The organism is Gracilibacillus timonensis (assembly GCF_900086715.1).
GTDB lineage: Bacteria > Bacillota > Bacilli > Bacillales > Amphibacillaceae > Gracilibacillus > Gracilibacillus timonensis.
Genome location: NZ_FLKH01000010.1, coordinates 457,472 through 471,508, shown reverse-complemented (window position 1 = coordinate 471,508; position 14,037 = coordinate 457,472). Strand labels below are relative to the sequence as shown.

10 protein-coding genes are annotated in these 14,037 nt (G+C 38.7%); 4 read left to right on the top strand and 6 right to left on the bottom strand.

Annotated features, from left to right (window positions below):
- Positions 1-43: 43 nt before the first annotated feature.
- From BN6556_RS06155 to BN6556_RS06140, 4 genes are all read left to right on the top strand, one after another.
- Positions 44-814 carry a DeoR/GlpR family DNA-binding transcription regulator gene (locus tag BN6556_RS06155; protein WP_066188411.1) on the top strand — a complete coding sequence of 257 codons (771 nt, stop codon included), beginning with the start codon at positions 44-46 and terminating at the stop codon, positions 812-814.
- 161 nt (positions 815-975) lie between these two features.
- Complete coding sequence (locus BN6556_RS06150; protein WP_066188409.1) at positions 976-1,677, top strand: tetratricopeptide repeat protein; 702 nt, start codon at positions 976-978, stop codon at positions 1,675-1,677.
- A 515-nt stretch (positions 1,678-2,192) separates the two neighbouring features.
- Positions 2,193-4,016, top strand: coding sequence for an ABC transporter ATP-binding protein (locus BN6556_RS06145; protein ID WP_078059947.1), 1,824 nt, complete (start codon positions 2,193-2,195; stop codon positions 4,014-4,016).
- 5 nt (positions 4,017-4,021) lie between these two features.
- A complete protein-coding gene (locus BN6556_RS06140; RefSeq protein ID WP_161485673.1) occupies positions 4,022-5,827 on the top strand; it encodes an ABC transporter ATP-binding protein in 1,806 nt (601 codons plus the stop codon).
- 3 nt (positions 5,828-5,830) lie between these two features.
- On the opposite strand, the gene BN6556_RS06135 is transcribed toward BN6556_RS06140, so the two are convergent.
- The 6 genes from BN6556_RS06135 to BN6556_RS06110 form a co-directional block, all read right to left on the bottom strand.
- Positions 5,831-6,475 (bottom strand): YesL family protein, encoded by a 645-nt coding sequence (locus BN6556_RS06135; protein ID WP_066188403.1) that lies wholly within the window; start codon positions 6,473-6,475, stop codon positions 5,831-5,833.
- A gap of 941 nt (positions 6,476-7,416) precedes the next feature.
- The gene (locus tag BN6556_RS06130; protein WP_066188401.1) at positions 7,417-8,244 is read right to left on the bottom strand and encodes a carbohydrate ABC transporter permease; all 828 of its coding nucleotides are present in this window, start codon (positions 8,242-8,244) and stop codon (positions 7,417-7,419) included.
- A complete protein-coding gene (locus tag BN6556_RS06125; protein ID WP_066188399.1) occupies positions 8,241-9,143 on the bottom strand; it encodes a carbohydrate ABC transporter permease in 903 nt (300 codons plus the stop codon). The genes BN6556_RS06130 and BN6556_RS06125 overlap by 4 nt, the downstream gene beginning before the upstream one ends.
- A 65-nt stretch (positions 9,144-9,208) precedes the next feature.
- Positions 9,209-10,495, bottom strand: coding sequence for an ABC transporter substrate-binding protein (locus BN6556_RS06120; RefSeq protein WP_066188397.1), 1,287 nt, complete (start codon positions 10,493-10,495; stop codon positions 9,209-9,211).
- A 172-nt stretch (positions 10,496-10,667) separates the two neighbouring features.
- On the bottom strand, positions 10,668-12,443 hold the full coding sequence (locus BN6556_RS06115; RefSeq protein ID WP_066188393.1) for a cache domain-containing sensor histidine kinase: 1,776 nt from the start codon (positions 12,441-12,443) through the stop codon (positions 10,668-10,670).
- A gap of 1 nt (position 12,444) precedes the next feature.
- Positions 12,445-13,977, bottom strand: coding sequence for a response regulator transcription factor (locus tag BN6556_RS06110; RefSeq protein WP_066188391.1), 1,533 nt, complete (start codon positions 13,975-13,977; stop codon positions 12,445-12,447).
- Positions 13,978-14,037: the final 60 nt, after the last annotated feature.

The window sequence follows — 14,037 nt, the reverse complement described above, 5'->3', positions numbered from 1 at the left end:
GATAATAAAGAAAAGTAACTAGACCAGGAAGGTAGGAAGGCTTATGCTAGTGGCAGAACGACAACAACGCTTGTTAGAAATGGTTAATCAAAGAAAGAGCGTAAGGGTTACGGAATTGGCTAAGCATTTTTCGGTGACCGATGAAACAATTAGACGAGATTTGGAAAAACTGGAGAAAGAAAAGAAACTTGCTCGCAGTCATGGTGGAGCGGTTAGTATTACTCCAGCTCATCAAGAACCAGAACCTCCTGTGCAGGAGCGTGAAGTGATGTATGTAGAAGAAAAAAAAGAAATCGCTCAGGAAGCGGTCAAACATATTGTGGTAGCGGATAAGATATTATTAGACGCCAGTACAACGGCATGGTATGTCGCAAAAAACTTACCGAACCACTCGATTACTGTATTGACGAACTCATTAAATGTTGAACTGGAATTAAGCAGAAAGGACAAGGTGACCGTTATCTCTACAGGAGGTACATTGCTTGGTCGATCATTATCCTATGTCGGACCACTGACCGAACGGGCATTGGACCTTTTCCATGTGAATAAGGCATTTTTATCATGTAAAGGGCTCCATATGGAACGTGGTATCAGTGAATCCAATGAGCAACAGGCAAGGGTGAAGCAGAAAATGATGGAAATAGCAGATATGACGTATTTGCTGACAGATCATCACAAATTTCATCAACAGGCATTTGCTTATGTGGCACCACTGGAAGACATTGACCGTGTGATTACAGATCGTCAGGCGGCAGCGATAGATATGGAGCATCTGCAAGAAAAAGGGGTGGAAGTAATCAAGGCCATGCAATAAATAGGAGTTTGCTTGTGTTTTTTGTGTAGTAGATAAAACAAACTACAAGCTGGGTTAACTAGTACTTATCACCTGTTCTTGTCCAGGATTCTTCCATCAATAGTAAATCATGCTATAATAGTAGACAACAAGACAGCAATGTGACATAGGAGGTTTTTTCATTGACGGGAGATAAGGATAAAAAGAAACAATCAGGGCTTCAGAAACTTTTTAAATCGTTTGCCCGCCCTGCAAATGATAAAGAATCAACAGAACAAGAAGCGCCTCCCAAAGACGAGCATGAGGAAGCGAAAGTGATAGATTTTGCCGCAGAGAAGGAGAAAAATCGCTCGAATGAAGGAGAGGTTTGGCTTCGCAAAGCTGCGGAAATGGGCGATACGGGATCAATGAATGAGTTAGCATATAGTTATTTGACTGGAAACGGCCTTCCAATCAATAAAGAAGAGGGCGAAAAATGGTTGCGTAGATCAGCGGAAGCCAATGATCTGTGGGCGATTGTTGATTTAGCTGTCCGTTTATTAGATGGGGAAGTGCTCGACAAGAATCCACAGGAAGGTTTGCACTGGCTAGAGATGGCAGTGCAAAGAAATGATGCCATCGCAGTGCGGATTCTGGGTTATCGCTTAGTAACAGGAATGGGCATGGAACAAGATGCAGCAGAAGGGGAACGTTTCCTGCGTCAAGCAGCTGAAGAACTTGGAGAGTTAGTAGCGATGCGTTGTCTGGGGATTTTTCTTATCAAAGGAGAATATCTGGAGAAAAATGTGGAAGACGGTGAGTATTGGCTGAAAAAAGCAGCAGATGCCGGTGAAAAAGTAGCGATGCGCGAATGGGGAAAATATTTGGTTCGAGGATTGAATTAGGGTGAAGCCTAGGTATATTAAACAACCTGATATTCTGTATTAATATCAGGTTGTTTAATATCTATTTTATTACTCTATTGTTAATCAAGTGGAGGCATACTTGAAACATATCTCTATTTGGACGTAAAAAAGAATTACGGCTGCTTATGCTAATAGAGGAGGGATGATTATTTCTATAAGAAGTCTCCGTTTACTACAGCACACAAAATATTGAAACGTTTAAATTTGTGATGTAAAATAAGTTTATTATAGGATTATCATGATCGAGAATGAAGAAAACCTTTAATGAAGGCAGTCTTACTTCCTTCATTAAAAATTATTATGAAAGCGATTTCTTATTGTTTAAAAAAATTTTATTCGCAGTATACGAGGTGCTTGTCAGCTTGTATAAAAATATTATCAACCTGATGCGCTAGTCTGTAAGCATCGTTCTATGGAATGAACACCTCCAATGATTAAGCAGATGGTAAGATATATTCATAAATATTAACCTCAAAAAAACAGTTAAATTGGTGATGAAAATGATACCACAGTTTGTAGACAAAGCATGGAGAACAAGTAAAGATATGATCACTCCTGTTAAGGTGTTAGGTAAGTTATTATGGATATCAAGTCCATGGCTACTTATATTCTTCGGGATGGTAAAATTATTGAGCGCTTTTGTACCAGTGTTCCAATTAGTTGTTATAAAATATTTGATTGATGGAATGGTCCAATTTCAAGAAACAACTAATAACCAAATTTATATGTGGATTGGCATATTTGTATTACTTATGCTTGTCGATTCTATGACTAGTTCTTTGGGGGAATGGTGCAAACAATCACTAGCCGAGAAATCAAAAACATTAATCAATATAGAATTATTAGAAGCAATCGATAAGGAAGCGACACTGAAATTCTATGAATATCCCTCTTACCGAAGTAGTTTAGAAACATTAAGAGATAGTACGGGATGGTTACCGCTACAATTAATTAATTTTACAGCCAATTCTCTTTCCCATTTGATATCAGTTATCGGTATTTTTGTTGTCATAGCTAATCTTTCTATCATACTGGCATTAGCAATAACCATTAGTTATATCCCTTTTATTTATAAATATAATCAGTTTAAGCAGTTAGATTGGGATGAACAATACCAACTGTCACCGCTTAGAAGGCGAATCAATTATTTTAAACAACTAGTTCTTTCAGTTACAACCGTCAAAGAGGTAAAGTTGTTTCAGAATGGGGAATACTTTGAACAACAGTACCTTACTGCTTTTCGAGAGTTATTTCAGAAGGTGTATCATATACAAAAACAGGGTGCTATATCGACTGCCATGACGGGACTTCTTGCTGCAATCCTAACAGGTGGAGGTTATCTTTGGATTGTCTATCGAGCTGGGATAGGGACGCTATCTGCGGGGGATATTGCCTTATTTCTGACGGGTGTTTTTCAATTGTCACACTACCTAAGAGAAACATCGATAGAGAGCGTATTTTCTTTCGATGTGTGGAGAATGGGGAGCGATTTCACGAAATTTATCTCAGATCCGGTGAGCGGGGAGGCTCCTTATGCTGCCTCAACAAAAATAGAAGAAGAACCGATGGCCATTGACTTTGAGCAAGTTTCCTTTTCCTATCCTACCTATGAAAAAAGCATTATTGAAAATATTAGCTTTTCGATTAAGCCTGGAGAGAAGATAGCAATCGTAGGAGAGAATGGCTCAGGGAAGACCACTTTAGTCAAATTAATTTGTGGTTTTTACCGACCAACGAACGGAATCGTTAAGTTAAATGGAGAAGAGATGCAGTTAACGAAAGAAGAAAGAGATAATATATCAGTGGTTTTTCAAGACTTTGGAAAGTATGCTTTTGATATCAAAACCAATGTAGCCCTTGGCTATGATGGAGAAAATCCGGACAACGAAAAGGTAGAAAAAGCAATTACATTTGCTGGATTACAGCAAGACATGAAACAGCTGCCTAAAGGGCTTGATACACTGCTAGGGAGAGAATGGGATGGGGTGGAGCTATCTGGTGGGCAATGGCAAAAGCTGGCGATAAGCAGATCCCATTATAAACCATCTGGAATTTTAATTTTAGACGAACCTACTGCTTCTTTGGATATTCTTTCAGAGTATGGCATATATAGTCGTTTTTCTGAGTATACCCATAACAAAACGACAATTATTATCTCCCATCGCTTTAGTACAGTAAAAATGGCAGATCGAATTCTTGTATTAAAGCATGGAAAAATTATTGAATCAGGAAGCCATATAGAATTGCTAAATCACAATGGAGAATATGCACACATGTATCAGTTACAGGCTTCTCTATTTAGAAATCAAAAGGAATGAGCAAAATGAAGCATACCTGGAAAAAAGCCTATAACATAAAATATATCATAAGCGGTCTCACGTTATTGTGGAAAGCAGATAAGAAAAGGTTTCTCCTGGTTTTCTTTATTAGTTTATGTGAAGCACTGATGGCGCCTGCACTATTGGTCATTAGTAAGGTAATTATAGATGAATTAACCTTATCCGGTCAAAATGCCACAAATGATTTATTTTATATCTTGATGGTGGCGATCCTGTTTGTTTTTTTAAACCTATTAATTGAAACGTTTAAGCCGCTCTTGGAGATGCAGACTAAGTTGTTGACTGCTAATTTCACTGGATATATAGATCAATTATTAATGCAAAAAGCAAATGAATTGACTACCATTGAACCATTTGAGCAGTCGCGTTTTCATTCCCAATTGAAGGTGTTTAGAAATCATGCTAGTTCTACTTCTTTGTGGATGGACTTGATTATTCAAATATTTAGCTCTGTCATTTCCATTATCACCATTAGTCTTTTGATATGGAATATTATCCCTTGGATACCTGCAGTATTAGTTATTATTAGCCTCCCTAAGTTATTTATAGAAGCGAAATTAAATAATGTTCTTTATGAGGGGAGGGAAGAGGTGCAGGAGAAAAGGAGAAGGGCAGAATATCTAATGGATCAACCATTAAACCCTAGCCTTGCTCATGAAATGAAATTATTCCATTTAACACCCTTTTTTCAAAGGAGATACTACAAAGCTTCTCATAATTTAATTCGTTTATTGGCGACCGATCAGAAAAAATGGGCAAATCACCGCCTGATTTGGGGAATCGCAGAAGCAGCTGTCATTGGCTTATTATTACTATTTTTACTGTATAGGAGCGTTGATACCAACGAGATAACGCCAGGAGATGTTGCCTTATTCATCACTGCCTTATTTCATTTGAACGGTGGTATCAATAATATGTTTGGTGTATTTGCTATTGGCGTAAGAGAATTGCTGCAGATGAAACAGCTTATTTTATTTCTTCAACATCAAGCGGATCATAGTAAACTCTCAAAACAGCCAACAACAGATTCATGGAAGGAAGGGTTTGAGATAAAAAATCTGCAATTCTCCTATGATCAGGCGTTACAAGTACTCGATATTAAAAATATGAAAATTCCTAAAGGAAAGATTACTGCCTTGGTAGGAGAAAATGGAGCAGGAAAGACGTCACTGGTTCATTTGTTATGTAAATTTTATAAGCCTGATCACGGAGCCATTTTTTTAAACGGAGTCAAACTGGAAGACTATGATACCGTAGAATTAAGAAAAAAATTCACTGCTGTGTTTCAAAATTTTAACCGATATGAATTATCACTAAAAGAAAATATTGCATTAGGTAATACGGATTTTGCAGATGATCAAGTGATCCAAGAGGCAATCAAAGCTAGTGGGGCAGATAGCATTGTCCAACATTTTAATGGTGATATAGATACTCCGCTTGGGAAATTGTTTGGCGGTCAAGAAATATCACAAGGTCAATGGCAAAGGATTGCCCTTGCCAGAGCATTCACAAGGCTGAAGCAAGCAGAAATTGTTATTTTGGATGAACCGACTTCCGCATTAGATGCGAAAATGGAGCGAGAGATATACACGAAGATGGAAAAACTTGCGGTAGGGAAAACCGTGATATTAATATCTCATCGTCTGACAACGGTTAGTATGGCAGATAATATTATATTTTTAGAGAAAGGGAGAGTAGTTGAACAAGGAACCCACCTAGATTTGCTAAAACTAGGTGGGAAGTATGCAGAGGTATTTCATTTACAGTCAAGTAGCTATCAAGAGGAGTAAGTTCTACTGTGCCGTCGTTTCCGCTTCTTTTTCAGCCCATTGCTCCTGTTTCATCGCCACGCGTTTAAAGGCCTGATAACAGGTGCTCATAATAATCAAGGCGACGGCACTGCCCGAAAAGAAGACCAATGTCGCCGGGAAACGAAACATAATAAAAATGGCAGCGGCAGATCCAACTAGTAGAGCGATATTATGAAGCGGGTGAATCAACATAATCAGAAAGGCATTCTTCCACATCTGCAGGAATTTCAAATCATAATGCACATAGGTTGGAATCACATAGATCATAATTAAGGCTAAGGCAATCATCGCAACATATAAAGGAATCTTAATCGTATTAAAGAAACTGCCTGCATCTACATTTAGTAGAAACGATGTGTTGACAAAGAAGACAAATCCAATCGCATAGAAAATCAAACCTAATAGATTTCCTTTAAGAAATTCCTTTTTGTAGGTTTGCCAAAAGGTAGAAAAGACCGGAATATCGGTATTGCCCATAACCCACTGTCTGGTCAAAGAAAACATGGCAATAGTAGCCGGAAATAGTCCAAAAATGATCAAGCCTAATAAGGTGAAGCCGATCCAAAGTATATTAATATAAGCCAGTCTGGTTATCCATTCTGTCAGTCCAAATAATTTATTTCGCATGATTTTCTCTCCTAGATAACAGTTTATATATTTATTTTAGCACACTTACGCTTATATTAAAACGCTATCATATGTGGAATCAAAAAATCGGACAGAAACTAACCGATCTTTTATTACTAATCAAAAGAAGATGCTTACTACCGATAAGATGTATTATGTAAAGACATTCGAGTTGTTATGTTGAGAGAAAAGGTGTGCATAACAACGCTCCAGTCAAATCCTTCGTTTTTACTCGCGGGGCATAAGTACAACCATCGATTCAGGCAAAAGACGCCTTCATCGTGTTTCCTATCCTCTGGCACGGCTTCAGCTAACTCTACACTTCTAGCAAGAAATAGCATGCTGGTGCTCTGACACGAAAGTCCGTTTTTATGCTTGATTTTTGCTGAAGCTAAGTAATAAACCTCCTTTCATCATAGACTATCTCGTCGCAAGAATGATTTGATAAGTTAGCTTTTTTCTTATGGTAGGAGGAACACATTTATGCATACTCCAGTACTTTCAATTAAAAAATCACACAGTGGGAATATTTTTTAGAACCTAGCACTCTTCATCCTTGCAGTAATAACCATTGTTGTACTACTCCCAGCGGAGGAAATAGGTGTAGACTCCTATAGGACAGGACGAGCTGAAGATCCACTAAAAAGTGCTCTTCTTTTTAGTTAGCTGAAGCAGGCCCCATGGTATAGGAAACACGGCGAGAGTGATCTTTGCTCGAGTCGCTTGTTGACTTATGCCCCGTGGGTGAAAGCGGAATCTATTTCCGCAGCGCCTATTAGCACAAACAAACAATCAACTTTACTACATGGACCGCTAATTTACATCATCCATCTTATCGACACACTGGTTTAAAACCTTCTCCTATCTTATTACTCAGAATTCAATCTTTTCCTATCATATAACAAAAAAACACCTGGTGACCTCACCAAGTGTTTCCTTCATTATCCCTTGACCGATCCCATCATCCCAGCAACAAAGTGACGTTGCATAAGGAAAAAGATAAGCGCTGTCGGCAAAGTGGCAATTACAATCGCTGTCATAATCACACCATAGTCAGGTGTGTAGCCAGAGCCTAGGTTGGAAATCAATAACGGAATCGTTTGCTTATTCGGTGATTGTAAGACAACCAACGGCCATAAATAATTATTCCAGCTGTTCATAAAGGCAATAATTGCTGCTGCCGCATACGTGGTTTTCATCGTTGGTACATAAATGCGGAAGAAGATACCGAGTTCTCCTAAACCATCGATTCGCCCGGCTTCCACTAATTCCTTGGCAAACATTTTTGTATTCTGTCTGAAAAGAAAGATGAAAAAGGCCGTAATGATCGTTGGCAATAGCGCCGCTGCCAAGGTATCAAGTCCGATAAGCGGTGCATGGTCAGAGACTTGACCAAACAAACGATACAGTGGAATCATAATCGCCGCAAAAGGAATCATCATCGACAAAAGCAAGAAATTAAATACCATGTCTTTTCCTTTACTGCGATAAATTTCAAAACCATATCCAGCTAGTGAGCCAATTAATAGCGTAAGAAAGGTAGTGATAACGGCAATAATCAAGGAATTCCACAACGCAGTACCAATATTCACTGTCTCAAACAATTTCTGAATATTATCCAGAAAATGCGTACCAGGTAGTAATCTCCCCTGCGTGACATCGACCGATAGATTTGTAGTGCTGACGATCATCCAAAGAAACGGGAAAATACTGATAAATGATGCCATACTAAGAAATGCATAGGTGAGAATCCTTTTTGTTTTTTTCAATCTCGATCACCTGCCACTCTGAATTGAATAATAGATAAGATAACCACCAAAAATACAATCACATAAGAAACGGTAGCTGCATACCCGAAGTCTGGTGTATACTCAAACGATAGGTTATAAATGTACATCGATATGGATAATGTAGCATTACCAGGACCGCCGCTTGTGATATTCATAACCTCGTCAAACAACTGCAGGGTCCCAATCGTTGAAATAATCGATGTGAACAAGATAATCGGTTTTAATAACGGGATCGTGATGAAGAAGAATTGCTGCAGTGCAGAAGCACCGTCAATTCGGGCAGCTTCGTACATCGCCTTATCCACATTCTGCAAGGCCGACAAATAAAAAATCATATTATAACCCGTCCAGCGCCAGGTGATCGCAATGATAATCGTGATTTTCGCCAATGTTGGGTCATTCAGCCATTGCAACGGCTGATCGATAAGGTTCATATTTAATAAAAATCGATTCGCGAGCCCATCGGTAGTAAATAAATATTTAAAGACAACGGCATAAGCAACCAAAGAGGTTACGGCCGGTAAAAAGATTGCTGTCCGGAAAAAGCCTCTAAATTTCAGTGTAGGATCATTCAGCAACACTGAAAAGAAAAGGGCAAGCAAAATCATGACCGGTACCTGTACTAGCAGATAGATAAAAGTATTGGTTAAAGCAGCAATAAAAGTAGGGTCATTAAACAACCGAATGTAATTATCCAGTCCTACAAATTCTAGGTTTGCTCCCATGCCAGATTGTAAGGAAAGGATCAAGGCCTGCACCATTGGATAAAAGTAGAATATACCTATCCCTAACACGGATAATAGAATAAACGCCCATCCGATTTGGTTAACCTTGCGCCGCCGAGATTTGATCTTGGTTGGATGATTGATCGAATCCAATGTAAGCACCTCCTTGAAAAAGCGGATTCCCAAATAGAACACGCACTATAAGGGAACCCAATCTATTATTTGAACTGATTTTCCGCTTGTGTCTGTGCATCAGACAGCACAGCGTCAACATCTTTTCCATTTAGCATTTGTTGAAATTGTTCAATTAATATATCGGATAAGCCGTAAGTGTTTAATCCATAATTAACGGCAGGCACTTCTTCCATCCATCCTGATAGCTCCGAAATGAGTTGTTGATTACCGAAAAATTCATTTTCAAACTGATAGCCTTCACTTTCTGCAGCGGGGATATAAGTTCCTAATGCCCCTACCTCTTGTACTAGTGCTTCATAGAATCCCGTGTTCGATCCGAAAGTTTCTGCCAAGAATTCTGCGGCTGCTTCTTTTCCATCGATATTTAATACATAAAAGGAACTGCCGCCATTGTTAGTCGCGTTCACCGATCCTTCTATTTCCAGACGAGGAATAGGTGCCATTCGCCATTGTCCAGATTGTGATTCTTCTGCCTCAATACTAGGAACAATCCAGTTACCAGTAGGAACGGACGCTGCTTCTCCACTGTTAAAGGAAGCAAGAAAACCGCTCCAGTCATTATGCAAATCAACGACATCCTGATCGATTAATTGGTATAATACATTTAAACTTTCCTTAAGTGCTTCATTATTTTCTAAATTAATCTCGCCTTCTTCCGTGGTAAACCAACTGCCAGCGGATTGAATCATCATACGAATAATACCAAAGTCACTTGGATCAAAGGAAAAAATCGGGTGTCCAGTTTCTTCTCTGACGGTTTTGCCAATTTCAATAAATTCCTCCCAAGTAATATCCACCAGATCTTCATGACTGTAGCCTGCCTCTTCTAGATAGTCGGCACGGTAAAAGAGTCCTGTTACCCCGGTATCGAAAGGTAGTCCATATTGTTCGCCGTCTAAACTAGTTGGTGGAATCTTATACTCGGCAAAATCTTCTGTATCAAAGTAATCACCAAGCGGGTAAAAGGCATCCGGATAAGATTGTAAAAAGCTTTGAGCACGCTGGTCTTCAATCAGGACAATGTTAGGCATACCATTCATTGTGCCCGAACTTAATCCCGTATTTAAGCGTTGTACAATATCATCTTGGGCATTTTCTTGGATCTCTAACTCGAATCCTTCCTTGTCGTAGTGCTCATTAGCTAGGTTTAAGGCAGCGATATTAAAATTGGGATCCCACGCCCAAGCAACAATGCTGTCGGATCCTTCGTTTTCATTTCCTTCTGTCTCGTCATCACCGCCAGAGCATGCCGCCAGTAGTAATACCATCAAACTAGCAATAAGTGTCGTCCAAAGTAGCTTTTTTCTCATGTTTTCCACCCCTTTTTATTTTTTATCACCAACATTGAATGCGTTTTCTTTATTGGTGAGTTTATCTTAGCAAAGAAAAGCTAAAAACCTCTAGGAAGATTTTTAGCAAAAAATAAGACTATTTTTAGATGTCTCGTACTAAATGGTAAAATCTTTTGAAATGGTATTATCTTTAGTTATTTTTTTGAATTCCTTCTTCAAGGATGGGGAGCGTCATGGTAACTGTGGTACCCTGATGAGGTTCGCTAATGACATCCACTCCATAATGATGGCCGTATAGTAACTGGATCCGCTCGTGTACGTTTTTAATGCCAATGCCGTTGAATAGCTGTTTTTTATTTTTTAAACGAGACAGATCCTTTGTTTGTTTCATCCCATCTCCGTTATCCATGATTTCGCAAACGAGCATGCCTTCTTTTTGAGCAATTAATATTTTAATAAACCCACGCTTCTTTTGTACAAAACCATGGAAAAAGGCATTTTCGATAAAAGGCTGGATAATCAGTCTTGGTATTTGCAAAGACAAACAGTCAGGTGCGACTAAAAAGCTGACTTGGATTTGATCCCCATACCTGGCATGGTTGATCTGTACATAATGACGCAGAATTTCCACTTCTTCTTCTACTGTAGTCGTCTTTTCGATCGTTTTTAATGAAGCTTGTAAAATCGAGATAAAGGAGTCCATGGTGACCATGGCCTTATCATTTTGCTGCTGTTTAATCATAAATTTGATCGAGGTTAGGGTGTTATAGATAAAATGTGGATTGATTTGGTGCTGTAAGGCCGTTAATTCTGCTTTGCGTTGTTTTTCCTGGGTATTTAGCAATATATTCACATAATCACGTAGCTCATTTAGCATATAGTTAAAGGCAGTGGCGATTTTTCTTGATTCATATCCTCCTTTGACGGGTAGGGATCTGGTAAATTGATAACGAGCCATATCAGAAATATTATGCACAATTTGACTAAGCGAAATAGTCATCTTTCGTAAAATCAGAAATGAAAAAATTAATGCAAAGACAGCAATTGAAACGCTAATCAGTAGAATTTCCTTTGTGCTGATTAGGTTACTGGTAATCTGTTCATGGTCAATTAAATTCACAAGGTAGAGATCCAGATTCGGAATATACTCAGCAAAGAATAAATAATTTTGATCAAAGACATCCACGGCCTGATAGTTTTCTTGCTGGCTAGACAGATCATTGATACCTGCCAATAGACTGGGAGAAGATTCGCCTAGCCAATTCGTCTGGCTGCTGGAAATAATCGTGCCATCCCCATCTAGCAGTAATAAATCGTTACCATCGGATGTGTACCCCTCGTAGATACTGCGCAGATCACTTTCCCGAATAGATAAAAAAAGATAGCCAAAAATATCATCGCTTGTTTGATAACGAAGGGCTTTAGAGGCAATGAACATCGGAATATGGTTCGTAATTTCTGATGATTCAAATTGATACACGATATCATGTTCATTGGCCTCTGCCCTTGTCGTCAATTCATGCTCTAACAATTCCGTGCCAGTAACTTCCCAGTTCACATAATTGGTGGTAAAGGTATCCAAATAATTGGAGAGCAGTACAATATTTGTTTCGCGCGGTTCTAAGGTATTATGGATACGCTCTATCTCCTCTTGTATTCGATAATAGGCACGAGACGTATCCTTTGCTGAAATAGTTTTGGTGTTTAAATACTGTTTGAGTACAGCATTGGTTTCCACTTCTTTAGAGGCCATTACCAATGAATCACTAAAAGAATTCAATTGTCTTGATATATGGCCAATGCTTTTGGTGCTGGTCATGCTAAAGGTGTCCATAAACAGCTGACTCGACATCCGAATATTGCTAAAGGTAATGAATATCGCCACCATCCCAATACTAATTAGCATCACGCAGAAAATCTTGAACAATAAAGCATTCCGGTATAGGATCTTTTTTAATCGCTTCATCTTAAGAACCTCTTGTTTTTCTCATCATGCTGCGATAGCTTCTGGGAGACTGCTTTTCTACTCTTTTAAACACCTTGGTGAAATAACTAGGATCTGAGAAGCCAACTTCCTCGCTGACAGTGGTGATGGATTGATTCGTTTCTATTAATTTTTCTTTGGCGTATGTTATTCTCACCTTGTTTAAATATTCGCTAAATCCCTCTTGATGATGTTTAGTAAAATAACTCGATAAGTAAGAGGGGTTAAAGTGAAACTGATTCGCTAATGTTTGCAAGGTCAATCGCTCTTGGTAATGTTCCTCGATATAGTCCAAGATAGTTTGGAAGGAAGAACCCCTTGTTGTTATTTGTGTTTGAAGCTGTTCCACATCAGTCTGAAAAGCCTCCACGATATCCATCGCCTCTTGGATATGAAAAGAATGGGTGATCCAATGCAAGTATTGATATTTTTGATCTTCAAACGCTTTACTTGTTAAACCGATATTGTTTAGAGCTACAACGATATTAAAAATAACGTTCTCTAACCAGGATTTAAACGCGAAGATTTCCATCTCTCGCTGCTGTTGTAATAACTGAATATGTCTATGCAGATAGTGGAATCCCTTTTCAAATTGCTGATGCTTAAAATGGTCGATCAAACGTTGTAAATCAAAATCCTCTTGGATTATTTCTCTGTCCGGTAATTGTCCGTATTGTATCCAATGCTGTTCGGGCAAATAAAAATGATCCTTTTCCATTTCAGCAAACTGTTCTTGATTAATGTCGGCTAGTTTCTCTAATGGAAAAAAAGGGGTGCTAATCATCCATTTTTGCTGATGGTTGGCATCCGCCTCTGTAATGGCTTGTAGCAAGGAGCGTTCCATTGCTGGTAATTCCTCTGTTGTGAAATTGATAAGCGTTAAACAGTGATCATCGTCCTGACTGATATCGACTATCTCACAGCGTGGAAAGGTAGTCGTCAAGATATGTTGAAAAGTCTGATCATGTGTGTGTTGATCCTTTTTCTTTTTCCAGAAGGTCTTGACTAAGAGATATTGCTGGAAGGTGAAGTGTGTTTTTATTTCTTCCATTTCACGGACGGTATGGTACCCATCGATTATTTTACGCAGCATGTTTTGGATCGATCTGGTTGGATGCTTTTCTTCTCGATCTGGTTGTTTTTTTGTAATTCTATGCAGCGTTTGTAGTAAATCATCGGATTGCAACTTCGGTTTTAAGATATAATCGACCACGCCATATTGGAATGCCTGTTTCACGTATTCAAAGTCTTCAAAGCTGCTTAATACAATAATGTCGATATGAGGATGGTGTTCTTTGATATATTTGACCAATTCCACACCATTGAGTTCGGGCATCACAATATCGGTTATCAAGATATGCGGTTGTTGTTCGGTAATTTGTTTCATCGCCTCTTTTCCATTGGAAGCTTCTCCAATAATGGTAAAGCCTTCGTATTCCCAGTCGAGATAGTTCATAATACCTCTGCGTATCAGTAATTCATCGTCGACAATCAATACTTTATAAAATGAATCCATGTCAACACCTCATTCATTATGTCGTATTATTACTTTAACAGAATTGTGTACAGGAAGGAA